Here is a 14,179-nt window from a genome sequence, read left to right as displayed (position 1 = left end):
CCGGATATGAACCACACCGCGATGCAACTCGTCCTCGCCGCCATCGTCGTGCTCCCCCTTCTCGGCGCTCTGGCCGCCCTGTTCCCCGCGCCGCCCGGCCTGAAGGGCAAGAGCCCCGACCAGGCCGTGCTGCGCCACGGCGTCACCGTCACCGGCGCCGTGTTCGTCCTGTCCGTCGTCCTGGCCGCCGGCTTCGACTACGACGACGCCGGGACCATGCAGGCCGACTCCGACGTCGGCTGGATCCCCGCCCTCGGGATCCGGCTGCACCTCGGCGTCGACGGCGTATCGCTCCCCCTTCTCGTCCTCACCGCGCTGCTGACCTTCCTCTGCGCGGTCTACGGCTACTTCGCGCAGCAACATCAGCGGCTGTCGCCGCGGGCCACCGGGCCGTCACCCCGGGCGTTCGTGGCCCTGCTCCTCGTCCTCGAAGGCGGCATGCTCGCCACCTTCGCCGTCCTCAACCTGCTGCTGTTCTTCCTGGCGTTCGAGATGGTCCTCATCCCGATGTACTTCCTCATCGCCCGCTGGGGCGGCGACGGCCGCGGCCCCGCCGCCTGGAAGTTCATCCTCTACACGCTGCTCGGCTCGGTCGTGATGCTCCTCGGCCTCCTCCTCGTCGGGTTCCAGGGCGGCACGTTCGACATGGTGGCACTCGCCACTGACAACGGGTCCGGCCTCAGCCACACCACCCAGCTCATCGCCGTCCTCGCCATCGGCATCGGCCTCGCCGTGAAGACCCCGATGTGGCCGCTGCACAGCTGGCTCCCCGACGCCCACACCGCCGCCCCCACCGTCGGCTCGGTCCTCCTCGCCGGCGTGCTGCTGAAGATGGGCACGTACGGGTTCGTCCGCGTCCTGCTGCCCATCGCCCCCGACGGCATGGAGACGTACGCCCCCTACCTCGCCGCCTTCGGCGTCACCGGCATCCTCTACGGCTCCCTCGCCTGCCTCGCCCTCGCCCGGACCGGCGCCCGCGGCGACCTCAAGCGGCTCATCGCGTACTCGTCCGTCGGCCACATGGGCTTCGTGCTCCTCGGCATCTCCACCCTCACCCCCACCGGCGTCAACGGCGCCCTCTTCGCCAACATCGCCCACGGCCTCATCACCGGCCTGCTCTTCTTCCTCGTCGGCGCGCTGAAGGACCGCACCGGCACCACCGACCTCGACGCCCTCGCCGGCCGCACCGGCGCCGCCCTCTACGGCAGCGCCCCCCGGCTGGGCGCCCTCCTCGCCTTCGGCGCCGTCGCGTCGCTGGGGCTGCCGGGCCTCGCGGGGTTCTGGGGCGAGATGCTGGCGATGTTCGCGGCGTACGACCCGGCCGCCGGGCTGTCCCGGCCGGCGTACCTGGTCTGCATGGCGGTCGCCGGCTTCGGCACGCTGCTCACCGCCGCGTACCTGCTCGTCGTCGTCCGCCGCGTCTGCATGGGCGACCGTACGGCCCACCGGCCGGCGGCCCTCGGGGACGTACGCCGCTACGAGCTCGCCGCCTGGAGCCCGCTCGTCACCCTCACCGTCCTCGCCGGCCTCTGGCCCGCGGCCCTCCTCGGCCTGACCGACCCGGCCGTGCAGAAGCTCCTCGCGGGAGGCAGCTGATGACGTACGCAGCGTACGCGGACACGCAGCTCGCCGAGTCCGTCGTCCAGTCCGTCGACTGGCTCGCCGTCGCGCCGCCCACGGTCGTCGCCGTGGCCGCCGTCGCGCTGCTCGTCGCCGACCTCTTCGTGCCCGAACGCGCCAAGCACCTCCTCGGCTGGGGCGCGATCGCCGCCCTCGCCGTGGCCCTCCTCGCGCTGCTGCCGCTCCTCGACGGCGACCGCGCCACCTTCTGCCTCACCGCCGACGCGGACGTGTGCAGCTACACCGCCGACCGCTTCGCGCTCGTCGTGCAGTTCCTCGTGCTGGCGGGCGCGCTGCTCGCCGCGCTGCTGTCCGTCCACGACGTGCGCGCGACGCGGCTGCCCGCCGGGGAGTTCTGGTTCCTGCTGCTCGCCTCGGCCGCCGGCGCGGCGCTGCTGCCCGCGGCCCGCGACCTGGCCACGCTCGTGATCGCCCTGGAGGTCGCCTCGCTGCCGGCCTTCGCGCTGGTCGGGCTGCGGCGCGGGGACCGGCTGTCGGCCGAGGCGGCGCTGAAGTTCTTCCTCTCCTCCGTCACCGCGACCGCCGTCATGCTCCTGGGCGTCAGCTTCGTCTACGCCGCCGGGGGCAGCCTGCACCTGGTGCGGCTGGCCGACGGGCTCGCCGCCGCGCCGGAGCGGCTGGAGACGCTGGCGGCGGCGGGGGTGGTGCTGACGCTGGTCGGGTTCGCGTTCAAGACGGCGGCGGCGCCGTTCCACTTCTGGGTGCCGGACACGTACGTCGGCGCGCCGCTCCCGGTCGCCGCGTACCTGTCGGTCGTCGGCAAGGCGGTGGGCTTCAGCGGGCTGATCCTCGTCACCGTGGTGGCCTTCCCGGCGTACGACGACGTGTGGGGCCCGGCGGTCGCGGTGCTGGCGGCGCTGACGATGACCGCGGGCAACGTCGCCGCGCTGCGCCAGCGCCTCGACGCCCCGCACAGCGCCGTGCGGCTGCTGGCCTGGTCGTCGGTGGCGCAGGCCGGCTACCTGCTGGTCCCGATCGCCGCCGCGGGCTACGCCGACGAGCCGGGGCGCGCGGTGGGCGCCACGCTCTCGTACGCGCTGATGTACGGGGTGGTGAACCTCGGCGCGTTCGCGGTGGTCGCCGCGGTGGCGGCGAAGAAGGGCGGGGACGGCGGGAGCGGCGGGCGCGGCGGCCGGGTCACGGACCACCGGGGGCTCGCGGCGACGCGGCTGCCGCTCGCGCTGGCGCTGGCGTTCTTCCTGATCAACCTCGCCGGGCTGCCGCCGGGGATCATCGGCCTCTTCGCGAAGGTGGCCGTGCTGGGCTCGGCGGTGGACGCGGGGCTGGGCTGGCTGGCCGTGGTGACCGCCGCGAACGTGGTCATGGGCCTGTACTACTACCTCCGGTGGACGGCGCTGTTGTTCCGCCCGGCGGCACCGTCCGCCGCGCCCGCCCCGGTGCGTACCGCCCTGGCCGCGCCGCTGCGCGGCGCCGTCGGCCTGACCGCGGCGCTCGGCCTCGCGCTCTCCGGCGCCCCGCAGCTCGTGCTCCGCTTCGCGGGCGACGCCCTGCTCTAGCGCCGCCTCACCCGCTCGGCGCAATCGGCGTCCGCGCTTGACCAGGGAACTTACCCCGCCGACCGGGCGTTCTGTGCGTGGGAGGGGTCCACTGGAAGGAGACGGCCGACACCTTGCGGCGGCAGGTTTTGGAGGGCACACCGTGCACCGGTCGAACAACGGGCTGAAGACAGCCGCGCTCCTCGGCGGCATGTCGGCGCTGATCCTGCTCATCGGCAGCATTTTCGGCCGTACGGGCTTGGTCATCGCGCTCGTCGTGGCCATCGGCACCAACGCGTACGCGTACTGGAACAGCGACAAGCTGGCGCTGCGCGCGATGCGCGCCCGCCCGGTCAGCGAGATCGAGGCGCCGAACCTCTACCGCATCGTGCGCGAGCTCTCCACCGAGGCCCGCCAGCCCATGCCCCGGCTGTACATATCGCCCACCCAGGCCCCGAACGCCTTCGCCACCGGCCGCGACCCGCGCAACGCCGCGGTCTGCGTCACCGACGGCATCCTGCAGATCCTCGACGAGCGCGAGCTGCGCGGCGTCCTGGGCCACGAGCTGATGCACGTCTACAACCGTGACATCCTCATCTCCTCGATCGCCGGCGCGCTCGCCTCGGTGGTGATGTTCCTGGTGAACTTCGCCTGGCTGATCCCCAGCGGCGACCGCAACGGCAACGGCCCGGGCCCGTTCGGCATGCTCCTGGTCCTCTTCCTCGGCCCGGTGGCGGCCAGCATCATCAGGCTGGCGGTCAGCCGCTCCCGGGAGTACGAGGCCGACCAGACCGGCGCCCAGCTCACCGGCGACCCGCTGGCCCTGGCGAGCGCGCTGCGGAAGCTCGAAGCCGGCACGAAGCAGCTGCCGCTGCCCCCGGAGCCGCGCATCGAGACGGCGAGCCACATGATGATCGCCAACCCGTTCCGGCGCGGCTCGGGCAACATGTCGCGGCTGTTCTCGACGCACCCGCCGATGGCGGAACGTATCGCCCGCCTGGAGCGGATGGCCGGCCGCAGCCCCGGCAACTGAGGCGTACGGGCCCCCGGTCCGGTACGGGAGCTACTGCCCCGCGGCGATGGCCGCGGCGACCCGGTCGACGGCCTTCGCCCCGATGCGCTGCTTGATCAGAGCCTCGCGCCCGCTGGCCCGCAGATGCACCCGGGCACCGGACCCGTGCGGCTCCACCTGCACACGGAGCAGCGCCGGCGACATGTTCGCCACGCCGGACGGGATGACGCCCCAGAGGGAGCCGTCGCCCGCCCCGTTGGGATCCTCGATCCCGGTGCCGAGCCGCGCGATGGCGCTCCGCGCCCGGGCGCGCGCGTCGTCCGGGCCGACGGGCACGTCGACCGTCGCCGCCGCGGTCTGCGCCTTCGTCATGCGCGCCCCCAGCCGCCCGCCCCGGCGGCCGCCCGACGCGCCGGCGGAGCCGCCGCCTCCGGCCGCCCCGCCGCCGATCCTGCCGCCCAGCTCGCCCGCCGCGCCGGCGGCGTCCTTCGCCAGCTCCAGCAGCAGTTCGGCCTCGGCGTCGGTCAACTCGTAACTGATCCGCTCCGCCATGCCGGGACCGTAGCACCGGAACACCGCCCCCGGGCCCTCAGGCGCGGCGGACCTGCATCACCGCGACGCGGGCGTCGTGGCCGTCCACGTACATGGGGACGGTCTTCGTCCAGCGCAGCCGCAGCTGCGTGCCGTTCGTGCCCGGGACCCAGCCGATCTGGTCGATGCCGCGGCGGAAGGCGCGCTTCTCGTAGTTGGGCAGCAGCAGCGGCATCGGGCTGCGGTTCACGTCGCCGGTCCAGATCACCGGGAAGCCGCGGGCGCGCCAGTGGCCCAGCACGTCGTCGCGGTGCTTGCGGAAGTGGCGCCGCCACATGTCGTCCCGCCACGCCTCGTACGAGTCCTGCTTGCCGTTGAACGCCCCGGCGACGTAGTGGGTGTTGACGAAGACGAACCTCACCTTCGGGTCGTCCGCCCGCGCCAGCACCGCCTCGGTGATGACCCGGTGCGGCGAGACGCCCGCCTTGCCGCCGTGGACGAACGTCTCCCGGCGGTCGAGGATGTCGTACGCCCGGGGGATCGACATCGGCACCCGGTGGGCGCTGTCGTCGTACTCGAAGATGTTCCGGTAGGCGGTGCCGAAGTACTGGTTGATCCACCGCGGCTCCCGGTTGTCGCCGTCCCCCTCGCCGATCTCCTGCCAGCCGACCAGCGGTTTGGTCAGCCTGCCGTCGATCCGCACGGCGTGCCGGACGTCCCGGATGGCGCGTTCGCGCTGGCCCGGGTTCTTGCGCCCGATGTTGGCGGTGACGACGACGAGCCGCTTCCAGCCGCCGGCCGCCTCCGCGCCGTCGGCGGCGGCCAGCGTCCCCGCGCCGCCGACGACGGCCGCGCCGCCGAGCCCCAGCGCGCGCCTCCTGGTGATCCCGTCCACGACTTCTCCCTCCGCGAGCTTCTGTGCGATCGGCGTGCCGGCGGGCTACCGCACGTAGTAGCCGCCGGAGTTGAGGCGCAGCGCGCCGGTGATCGGGTAGCGGGGGCCGCCGTCCCACCAGTGCCACACCACCCGGAAGGTGCCGTCCGCGGCCTTGAAGACGTCCATGCCGCCGGGACCCCGGTGGTTGCCCGGCAGGCCGCGGTACGGGCCGAGGCCGCCGGAGCCGGTGAAGCCGAAGTACGGGCGCTCCACGCCGCGGCGCAGCGGCTTGCAGCGCGACGAGGGGAGCGGCCTGCCGCCGCACTCGGCGATGCCGGTGGAGTAGCGGGCGCTGTCCCAGTTGTTGCCGGAGTACATCAGGTACCAGGTGCCGTTCGCCCGTCGCCACATCGACGGGTTCTCGACGACGTGCGTGCCGCCGCCGGTCCGGCGGGTGTCCCAGGTGATGTCGGTGCTCTTCAGCACGTCGCGGCGGGTGCTCCAGACGGCCCGGCCCGCGCTGTCGGTCCGTACGGTCGAGATGCCGGTCTCGGCGCCGGCGGTGATCGCGTCGTCCCGGTACGTGACGTACAGCCTGCCGCCGCCGGTGAAGGGGTTCGCGTCGATCGCCCACCGCCCGCGCGGCGGGCAGGCCCACTCGCCGGCGTTGCGGAACGGGCCGCGGGCGGACCCCGAGACGGCCCGGCCGATGCACTTCTGCCCGGAGTCCCGGCGGGAGGCGGTGTAGAACATGAAGTAGCGGTCGCCGTAGCGGGCCACCCCGGGCGCCCAGATCGCGCCGCCCGGCTCGGCCCAGGCGCCGGGGCCGCCGGGCAGCGCGTCGCCGGAGGCGCAGTCGGTCATGCCGACGGTGTTGCCGGAGCCGTGGACGAGGACGGGGACGTACAGCCGGCCGGTGGCGCCGCCGCAGCGCTTGCCGCGGCCGGCGGGCACGGTGGTGCCGTAGGTGACGTATCTGCCGTCCTTCGCCCGTACGGTGTCCGGGTCGGCCAGCCGGAAGGAAGAAGGGTTGGCGGCGGGCGCGAGGCCCCCGGCGGCCGGGGCCTGCGGGGCCGCGCCGGCGAGCGGCGCCACGACCGCCACGGCGGCGGCCGCGGCGGCCGCGGCGAGCAGTCGGCGGAAACGTCTGCGCACGGTTCTCCCCTGTCGTCGGCGTCACCGCCGATTCAACAGGGCGCGCATACAAAGCGGATACACGCCGGGCGCGCCGGCGTCGGGTCAGCGCGGGGCGGGCTGACGCGCGTACCCGAAGCGCTCGTCCGTCGGGACCACCTCGCGACCCAGCGGCATGAGCGAGATCGGGATCAGCTTCAGGTTGGCCCACCCGAAGGGGATGCCGATGATCGACAGGAACAGCGGGATGCTGGTGAGCAGGTGCCCGAGGGCCAGCCACCAGCCCGCGAAGACCAGCCAGATCACGTTGCCGACGAAGGAGGGCGCCCCGGCGCCCGGCCGCTCCACGGTGGTGCGGCCGAACGGCCACAGCACGTAGCCCGCGATCCGCAGCGACGCGACGCCGAACGGGATCGTGATGATCAGGACGAAGCACACCAGCGCGGCGATCGTGTAGGCGATCGCCATCCAGATGCCGCAGAAGATCAGCCACAGGACGTTCAAGAGGAGGTTGAAGAGCTTCACGGTCGGCACCTCTCGCGTCGGCGTGCGGTCCGTCGTGACCAGTATCGGCACGGGACGTGCCGGGACGGAAACGGAGCGGCCACGGGACCGCCCCGCGGCCGGTGGCGCGGGGCGGTCCCGTGGGGCGGGGGGCGGACGGGTCAGACGAGCCAGACGGGTCAGACGCCGACCGGGGTACGGTCCTGGTCCGCGGCGTCGGAGCCGGGGGCGGGGGCGGAGGCGGGGGCGTCCGCCGGCGCGACCCGCGCCGGCCGGTGCCGGTGGATGAGCAGCGCCGCCACGGCGCCCACCGCCACCGTCGCCGCGCCCGCCCACAGCGCCGGGGTCAGCCCGTCGACGAAGGTCTGCCCGGTCTCGTAGCCGCCCTGGGCGGAGAAGACGGCGGCCAGCACCGCGATGCCCAGCGCGCCGCCCAGTTCCCGGAAGGCGTTGTTGGCGCCGGAGGCGATGCCCTGCTCCTCGGGGGCGACGCTGGACAGGACGACGTTCGCGGAGGGCGCGAAGTACATCGCCATGCCCACGCCGCTCACCGTCAGCGCCGGCAGGGTCGCCCCGTACGAGAAGCCCACCTCGACCGTCACCGCCCACAGCACCAGGCCCACCGCCTGAAGCGCGAGCCCGGCGGCGATGATCGGCCGGCCGCCGATGCGGTCGGACAGCGCGCCGGCGATCGGGGTGACGATCAGCGGCATCGCGGTCCACGGCAGCATCCGCAGGCCCGCCTCCAGCGGCGAGTAGCCGCCGACGTCCTGGAGGAACTGGCTCAGCAGGAAGATCGAGCCGAACATCCCGACGAACATCAGCACGCTCGCCGCGTTGACGGCGCTGAAGCTGCGGTTGCGGAAGAGGCGCATGGGCAGCATGGGGTTCGCGGCGCGCAGCTCGTACGCGACGAAGGCGGCCAGCAGCACCGGGGCGGCGATCAGCCCGGCGAGGACGGGGCCGGAGGTCCAGCCGTCGGCGTTGCCGCGGACGAGGGCGTAGACGAGGCCGAAGAGCGCGGTGCTGGCGAGCAGGGTGCCGGGGATGTCGAGGCGGTCGTTCGGGCCGCGGCTCTCGGCCAGCCGCAGCCGGACCAGCGGCAGGAGGGCGAGGCCGACGGGCACGTTCAGCCAGAAGATCCAGTGCCACGAGATGTGCTCGGTCAGCGCCCCGCCGACCAGCGGCCCGGACGCGACGGCCAGGCCCTGCACCGCGCCCCAGACGCCGAGCGCCATCCCGCGGCGCGCGGCCGGCACGGCGGCGGAGAGCAGGGTCAGCGACAGCGGCATCAGCAGCGCGGCGCCGACGCCCTGGACGGCGCGGGCGGCGACGAGGGTGCCGAGGCCGGAGGAGAGGGCCGCGGCGGCGGAGGCGGCGGTGAAGATCGCGATGCCGGCGCCGAACATCCGGCGGCGGCCGAAGCGGTCGCCGAGGGAGGCGCCGAGCATGAGGAGGACGGCGAAGGTGAGCGTGTACGCGCTGACCGTCCACTCCAGGTCCGCCATGCCGCCGCCGAGGTCCTCGCGGATGGCGGGGAGGGCGGTGACGACGACGAGGTTGTCGAGCGCGCCCATGAAGCTGGCGACGCTGGTCAGGAGCAGCGCCCAGAAGGTGGCGCCGGGGCGGCGGCGCTCGGGCGGTGCGGTGCCGGTGGCTGGCATGGTCCCTCCAGATTAGTTATCGCTCAATAACTTTCGCGGCCGTGCGGGGGTACGGACGTGTGCGGTGGTGCGGGTGTGCGGTGGTGCGGGTGTGGGGTGGGGCTACGTGCTGGGCTTGGTCTCGGGCCAGAACCCGTCCCAGACCCGGTCGTCCGGCGGGTAGCCGAGCGCGACCAGGGTGTTGATCAGCATGCCGAAGGCGAGGAAGGTCGTGGCCTCCGACGCGTCGCCCTCGAACGTCAGCAGCGCGAAGTCGTAGAGGTGCTCGGACCAGGCGGCCCGGATGGGCCTGCCGAAGTCGTGGTCGCCCGACGACTCGGCCGAGGCCACCGCGACGTAGGTCTGCATCTGCATCAGCAGCCGGTCACGGTCCTCGATGAGCCGCTGGTACGCCACCGCCACGGCCTTGTGCGCCTCCTCCGGCGGCAGGCCCTCGGCGGCGGCGCGCATGACGGCGGCGGTGTCCTCGACGCAGCGCAGGGCGGCGGCGAGGAAGATGGCGCGCTTGTTGGGGAAGAGGCGGAAGAGGTACGGCTGCGAGACGCCGACGCGCTTGGCGATCGCCTCGGTGGACGTGCCGTGGTAACCACCGCGGCCGAACTCCGTGATCGCCGCGCGGATGACGCTCTCGCGCCGCTCCTCTGCGCTCATCCTTGCCATGCCGATTAAGTTATTGGCTACTCACTAACTTGTCAACCGCGGCGGCGCACCCCCGCTACGCCAGCCGGACCACGGCCCGCGACATGCCCAGCACCTTCTGCCCGGCGCTCGTCGCCGTCAGGTCCACCCGGACCGTACGCGCCCCGTCGTCCAGCTTCTGCGCGACCTTCCCGGAGACCTCGATCACCGCCCCCGTGCCGTCGTCCGGCACCACCACCGGCTTCGTGAACCGCACCCCGTAATCCACCACCGCGCCCGGGTCGCCGACCCAGTCCGTGACCACCCGGATCGCCTCGGCCATCGTGAACATCCCGTGCGCGATCACGTCCGGCAGCCCGACCTCGCGGGCGAACCGCTCGTTCCAGTGGATCGGATTGAAGTCCCCCGACGCGCCCGCGTAGCGCACCAGCGTCTCGCGGGTCACCGGGAACGACTGCGCCGGCAGCTCCGTACCGGCCTCGACGGCGTCGTACGCCACCTTCGCCACCATCGGCTCCTCAGCCCTCCTCGGCGGTCTCGGGGGTCTTGGGGGTCTCGGGGGTCTCCGGGGCGCGGGCGACCAGCTTGATGACCGTCGTCACCACATGCTCGCCCGCCTCGTCCCGCACCTCGCCGCGCACATCCATGATGTCGTTCCCGGCCATCGACTTGATCGAGTCGATCGTCGACGTCACCGAGAGCCGGTCCCCGGCCCGTACCGGACGGCTGTACGCGAACTTCTGGTCCCCGTGCACGACCCGGCTGTAGTCCAGCCCCAGCTGCGGGTCCTCGATCACCCGGCCCGCCGCCCGGAACGCGATCGCGAACACGAACGTCGGCGGCGCGATCACGTCGGGGTGGCCCAGGGCCTTCGCGGCCTCCGGGTCGGTGTACGCGGGGTTGGCATCACCCACCGCCTCCGCGAACTCGCGGATCTTCTCCCGGCCCACCTCGTAGGGGGCGGTGGGCGGATAACTCCGGCCCACGAAGGACTGATCGAGCGGCATGGACCCTCCTGTCGCGCGGCGGGGCACCACCCTAGCCGCGCGGCGTGCCGGGGCGCTGCGCGGGCGCGGCGCAGGGGCGGCGGTGTGGGCATGGGTGCGCGCGGGCCGGAAGCGCGGCGAACCCCCCGCCCCGGCCGGGACGAGGGGTTCGAGGGCCTGCGGTTTAGCGGGTCTCGCGGTGCGCCGTGTGGGCGTTGCAGCGCGGGCAGTGCTTCTTCATCTCCAGTCGGTCCGGGTTGTTACGCCGGTTCTTCTTGGTGATGTAGTTCCGCTCCTTGCACTCCACGCAGGCCAGCGTGATCTTCGGGCGGACGTCTGTGGCAGCCACGTGAGTGCTCCTTGACGAACGGACAACTGTTCAACGCAGAAAGAGTAGCCGATCGTAGGTCCGAGCCTGCAATCGGCTACTTGGGGTGAGTAGCGGTGACCGGACTTGAACCGGTGACACAGCGATTATGAGCCGCTTGCTCTACCGACTGAGCTACACCGCTGCGATGCTCTGCTCCTCCCAGGGTAGCGAGGTGCTATACGCATCAGAGCCCCAAAACGGAATCGAACCGTTGACCTTCTCCTTACCATGGAGACGCTCTGCCGACTGAGCTATTGGGGCGAGCGATGAAGACACTACACGCTGAGCGGCCGAACGTGAAATCAGTAACCCGCCCCCGACCGCGCCCCCGCACGCCTGTCGATCTCCGCCGGCGGGCGGACCTGCCGGTTGCCACGCCGGTACGACTTATCGCCTCCTCCGCGTCGCGCGCGCCCGCCCCGCCTAGGCTCGTTCGCGCCGCCCGGCACGGTCTCGCCTTCTGATCTTGATCGGTCCTGACTGTGCCTGTGTGTTCTTGACTATGCGATTTTGCCCACATCGGGGATGTTTACCCTGACCTGTCCGCAGGAGTCACATGCCCGCCAGCCCTCCTCCTCCGCCTCCGCAGCAGCCCCGGTACGGGTCCGCCCCGGCCCCGGGCGGCGAGGGAACACCGGTGCTGTGCGGCGCGCGGCTCGCGGACGGCAGGACGGTGGACGTACGTCTCGGGGGCGGCCGGATCCTGGCGGTGGGGACGGCCGGCAGCCTGGCGGGGGAGGCGGGCGGGTGCGGGGCGCGCGTGGAACTCGGCGGGTATCTGCTGCTGCCGGCGCCGGCGGAGCCGCACGCGCACTTCGACACGGCGCTGACGGCGGCGGCCCCGGGTCCCGCTGACGCCCCGGGCGCCTCGCGGGCCTCGGGCGTCTCGGGCGCCTCCGCTGCCTCCGCTGCCGATGTGCAGCGGCGGGCCGTCGAGGCGGCCCTTCTCCAACTCGGGCACGGCGCGACCGCCTTGCGCACGCATGTACGTATCGGTGACGGAGCCGGCTCCGGCGGGCCCGGCGGCTCCGGCGCCCTCGACGCGCTCGGCGCCGTCCTCGCCGCCCGCGCCGCGCTGCGCGGCCTCGCCGACGTCGCGGTGGTGGCCGCGCCCCGGGTGCTGACCGGCGTCGCGGGCGCCGGCGGCCGGGCGCTGCTCCACGACGCCGTCGCCATGGGCGCCACCGCGCTGGGCGGTCGCCCGGACCTGGACCCGGACCCGGACGGCTTCACGGAGACGGTGCTGCGGGTCGCCGCGGAGTACGGGTGCGCGGTCGACCTGCACTGCGACGGCGCGGACCCCGCGCGGCTCGACCGGGTGGCGGCCATGGCGGGGGAGCTGCGGGGCGGGGCGGGGGTGGCGGTCGGGCCGTGCGGCGGGCTGGCGCGGGTGCCGTACGAGACGGCGGTGGGGGTGGCGGAGCGGCTGGCGGGCGCGGGGGTGTCGGTGGTGTGTCTGCCGCAGGGGGACTGCGTCGGCGTGCGGCGGGGTGCGGGGCACGGGGACGGTGCGGTGGCGGGTGGCGCGGGGGCGGGCGGTGCGGGGGCGCGGGCGTTTTCGTACGCCCCCGTGGAACTCCTGCGCGCCGCCGGCGTGCGCGTCGCGGCGGGGAGCGGCGCCGTACGCGACGCCGCGAACCCCGTGGGCCGCGGCGACCCGCTCCAGTCCGCGTACCTCCTCGCCGCCGCCCGCGCGACCGGCCCGGCGGCGGCGTACGACGCGGTGGCCGGGCAGGCGCGGGCGGTGCTGGGGCTGCCGGAGGTGCGGGTGGAGGCGGGCTTCCCGGCGGAGCTGCTCGCGGTGCGGGGCGACTCGGTCGCGGGCGCGCTGTCGCTGGGGTACAGCCGGATCGTGATCCACCGCGGCCGGGTGGTGGCCCGGACGAGCGCGGTACGGGAGTACTGCGACTCGGTCGCCGCGGAGCTGGACCTGCCCCGCCAGGGCCTGCGCCGCACGGCGGGCTGAGGCCGCCCGCCGCCCGCCGCGCGGCGGGGCGCGGGGCTCCGCCGCCGCAGGTGCGGTCGGAGTCGCAGGCGTTGTCAGGGGCGCCGCTTACCCTGGGGCGGGAGTGCGGGGAACGGCAGGTTGCTGTCGCCAACTGCCCTACGCCCCTTCCTCCCCGGCCGCTCGCACAACGCCCACGCCCGCCGCCGTACCGCATGCCGCACCCCGCCCGCGCACAACACTTGGCCGCGCCGCGCCAGCACCCGCCGCACTACGCCGTACCGCGCCTGCGCTCAACACCCGGCCGCGCACCGCGCCGCGCCGGCGTCCGCGCGCCTACGCCGTACCGCGCCTGCGCCCGCCGCACAACACCCCACCGCGCTCACCGCCCCTGCGCCCGCAGCACTACGCCGTACCGCGCGCCGCGCCCCGCCTGCGCACAACACCTGGCCGCGCCGCACCGCCCCTGCGCCCACCGCACTACGCCGTACCGCCCGCCGCGCCCTGCCCGCGCGCAACACCTGGCCGCGCCGCACCGCGCCAGCGCCCGCCGCGCCCCGCCTGCGCGCAACACCTGGCCGCGCCGCACCGCGCCAGCGCCCGCCGCACTCCGCCGCACCGCCCCTGCGCCCGCCGCTCTTCACCCCCTCCCCCCCGCCGCTCCGTGCCGTGTCGCGCGCCGGGGACGGGGAGGCGTTACCGTCGAACGCATGCGCATCGTCATCGCCGGAGGACACGGTCAGATCGCCCTGCGACTGGAGCGCCTGCTCGCCGCCCGCGGCGACGAGGCCGCCGGGCTCATCCGCCGCCCCGAACAGGCCGAGGACCTGACGGCCGTCGGCGCCGTACCCGTCGTCTGCGACCTGGAGTCCGCCGCCCCCGACGAGGTGGCCCGGCACCTCGAAGGCGCCGACGCCGCGGTGTTCGCCGCCGGCGCCGGACCCGGCAGCGGCGAGGCGCGCAAGGAGACCGTCGACCGCGATGCGGCCGTGCTCTTCGCCGACGCCGCCGAGGCGGCCGGCGTGCGGCGCTTCGTCGTCGTCTCCGCCATGGGCACCGACCGTGAGCCGCCGCCCGGCACGGACCCGGTCTTCGCCGCGTACCTGCGGGCAAAGACCGCCGCGGACGACGCCGTACGGGCCCGGGCCGCCCTCGACTGGACGATCCTGCGCCCCGGTCGGCTGATCAACGACGCCGGCACCGGCCTCGTGCACCTCGCCGAGCGGACGGGCCGCTCGGAGATCGCCCGTGACGACGTCGCGGCGGTGCTGGTCGCGCTGCTCGACGAGCCGCGGACGGCGGGGCTGACGCTGGAGCTGGTCGCCGGCGGCACGCCGGTGCTGGAGGCGGTCGCGGCGGTGGCGGGCCCGGCGTCGTAGC

General features: G+C 74.4%; 14 protein-coding genes and 2 tRNA genes. 5 read left to right on the top strand and 11 right to left on the bottom strand.

Annotated elements, in window-relative coordinates:
- Positions 1-6: 6 nt before the first annotated feature.
- From ACHZ99_RS10010 to htpX, 3 genes are all read left to right on the top strand, one after another.
- Positions 7-1,596 (top strand): complex I subunit 4 family protein, encoded by a 1,590-nt coding sequence (locus tag ACHZ99_RS10010; protein ID WP_420304099.1) that lies wholly within the window; start codon positions 7-9, stop codon positions 1,594-1,596.
- Positions 1,596-3,158 (top strand): NADH-quinone oxidoreductase subunit N, encoded by a 1,563-nt coding sequence (locus tag ACHZ99_RS10005; RefSeq protein ID WP_420304098.1) that lies wholly within the window; start codon positions 1,596-1,598, stop codon positions 3,156-3,158. The genes ACHZ99_RS10010 and ACHZ99_RS10005 overlap by 1 nt, the downstream gene beginning before the upstream one ends.
- Before the next feature lie 142 nt (positions 3,159-3,300).
- Positions 3,301-4,170 carry a zinc metalloprotease HtpX gene (gene htpX / locus ACHZ99_RS10000; protein WP_420304097.1) on the top strand — a complete coding sequence of 290 codons (870 nt, stop codon included), beginning with the start codon at positions 3,301-3,303 and terminating at the stop codon, positions 4,168-4,170.
- A 30-nt stretch (positions 4,171-4,200) separates the two neighbouring features.
- Here htpX and ACHZ99_RS09995 read toward each other — a convergent pair whose 3' ends face one another.
- The 11 genes from ACHZ99_RS09995 to ACHZ99_RS09945 form a co-directional block, all read right to left on the bottom strand.
- Positions 4,201-4,701 (bottom strand): hypothetical protein, encoded by a 501-nt coding sequence (locus tag ACHZ99_RS09995; RefSeq protein WP_420304096.1) that lies wholly within the window; start codon positions 4,699-4,701, stop codon positions 4,201-4,203.
- Positions 4,702-4,738: 37 nt separating this feature from the next.
- A complete protein-coding gene (locus ACHZ99_RS09990; RefSeq protein WP_420304095.1) occupies positions 4,739-5,575 on the bottom strand; it encodes a hypothetical protein in 837 nt (278 codons plus the stop codon).
- A 45-nt stretch (positions 5,576-5,620) separates the two neighbouring features.
- Positions 5,621-6,712, bottom strand: coding sequence for a family 43 glycosylhydrolase (locus ACHZ99_RS09985; protein WP_420304094.1), 1,092 nt, complete (start codon positions 6,710-6,712; stop codon positions 5,621-5,623).
- Positions 6,713-6,796: 84 nt separating this feature from the next.
- The gene (locus ACHZ99_RS09980) at positions 6,797-7,216 is read right to left on the bottom strand and encodes a YccF domain-containing protein (RefSeq protein ID WP_420304673.1); all 420 of its coding nucleotides are present in this window, start codon (positions 7,214-7,216) and stop codon (positions 6,797-6,799) included.
- A gap of 158 nt (positions 7,217-7,374) precedes the next feature.
- Positions 7,375-8,859 carry a DHA2 family efflux MFS transporter permease subunit gene (locus ACHZ99_RS09975; RefSeq protein ID WP_420304093.1) on the bottom strand — a complete coding sequence of 495 codons (1,485 nt, stop codon included), beginning with the start codon at positions 8,857-8,859 and terminating at the stop codon, positions 7,375-7,377.
- 102 nt (positions 8,860-8,961) lie between these two features.
- Entirely contained in the window at positions 8,962-9,519 is a 558-nt protein-coding gene (locus ACHZ99_RS09970) for a TetR/AcrR family transcriptional regulator (RefSeq protein ID WP_420304092.1), read from the bottom strand.
- A 55-nt stretch (positions 9,520-9,574) separates the two neighbouring features.
- Positions 9,575-10,009: a MaoC family dehydratase gene (locus tag ACHZ99_RS09965; protein ID WP_420304091.1), complete on the bottom strand. Its 435-nt coding sequence runs from the start codon at positions 10,007-10,009 to the stop codon at positions 9,575-9,577.
- 7 nt (positions 10,010-10,016) lie between these two features.
- On the bottom strand, positions 10,017-10,505 hold the full coding sequence (locus ACHZ99_RS09960) for an FAS1-like dehydratase domain-containing protein (protein ID WP_420304090.1): 489 nt from the start codon (positions 10,503-10,505) through the stop codon (positions 10,017-10,019).
- A 163-nt stretch (positions 10,506-10,668) separates the two neighbouring features.
- A complete protein-coding gene (rpmG, locus tag ACHZ99_RS09955) occupies positions 10,669-10,833 on the bottom strand; it encodes a 50S ribosomal protein L33 (RefSeq protein WP_003948671.1) in 165 nt (54 codons plus the stop codon).
- Between the two features lie 90 nt (positions 10,834-10,923).
- Positions 10,924-10,996 (bottom strand) — tRNA-Met (locus ACHZ99_RS09950).
- A 46-nt stretch (positions 10,997-11,042) separates the two neighbouring features.
- Positions 11,043-11,115: transfer RNA gene (locus tag ACHZ99_RS09945), tRNA-Thr, on the bottom strand.
- Positions 11,116-11,410: 295 nt separating this feature from the next.
- Between ACHZ99_RS09945 and ACHZ99_RS09940 the strand changes: the two genes are divergently transcribed.
- Both ACHZ99_RS09940 and ACHZ99_RS09935 read left to right on the top strand, forming a co-directional pair.
- Positions 11,411-12,820 (top strand): hydrolase, encoded by a 1,410-nt coding sequence (locus ACHZ99_RS09940; RefSeq protein WP_420304089.1) that lies wholly within the window; start codon positions 11,411-11,413, stop codon positions 12,818-12,820.
- A gap of 689 nt (positions 12,821-13,509) precedes the next feature.
- Positions 13,510-14,178: an NAD(P)H-binding protein gene (locus tag ACHZ99_RS09935; RefSeq protein WP_420304088.1), complete on the top strand. Its 669-nt coding sequence runs from the start codon at positions 13,510-13,512 to the stop codon at positions 14,176-14,178.
- Position 14,179 lies beyond the last annotated feature (1 nt).

This window comes from Streptomyces sp. MAR4 CNX-425 (assembly GCF_048656465.1).
Classification (GTDB): Bacteria; Actinomycetota; Actinomycetes; order Streptomycetales; family Streptomycetaceae; genus Streptomyces.
Note: the sequence above shows the minus strand (reverse complement) of the source record. Positions and strands in the feature narration are given on the sequence as shown.

Coding starts and splice junctions, on each gene's coding strand:
- ACHZ99_RS09935 (WP_420304088.1), top strand. CDS start 13,510: ATGCGCATCGTCATCGCCGGAGGACACGGTCAGATCGCCCTGCGACTG.
- ACHZ99_RS09960 (WP_420304090.1), bottom strand. CDS start 10,505: ATGCCGCTCGATCAGTCCTTCGTGGGCCGGAGTTATCCGCCCACCGCC.
- ACHZ99_RS09995 (WP_420304096.1), bottom strand. CDS start 4,701: ATGGCGGAGCGGATCAGTTACGAGTTGACCGACGCCGAGGCCGAACTG.
- ACHZ99_RS09975 (WP_420304093.1), bottom strand. CDS start 8,859: ATGCCAGCCACCGGCACCGCACCGCCCGAGCGCCGCCGCCCCGGCGCC.
- ACHZ99_RS09940 (WP_420304089.1), top strand. CDS start 11,411: ATGCCCGCCAGCCCTCCTCCTCCGCCTCCGCAGCAGCCCCGGTACGGG.
- ACHZ99_RS09970 (WP_420304092.1), bottom strand. CDS start 9,519: ATGGCAAGGATGAGCGCAGAGGAGCGGCGCGAGAGCGTCATCCGCGCG.
- ACHZ99_RS09965 (WP_420304091.1), bottom strand. CDS start 10,009: ATGGTGGCGAAGGTGGCGTACGACGCCGTCGAGGCCGGTACGGAGCTG.
- ACHZ99_RS10010 (WP_420304099.1), top strand. CDS start 7: ATGAACCACACCGCGATGCAACTCGTCCTCGCCGCCATCGTCGTGCTC.
- ACHZ99_RS10005 (WP_420304098.1), top strand. CDS start 1,596: ATGACGTACGCAGCGTACGCGGACACGCAGCTCGCCGAGTCCGTCGTC.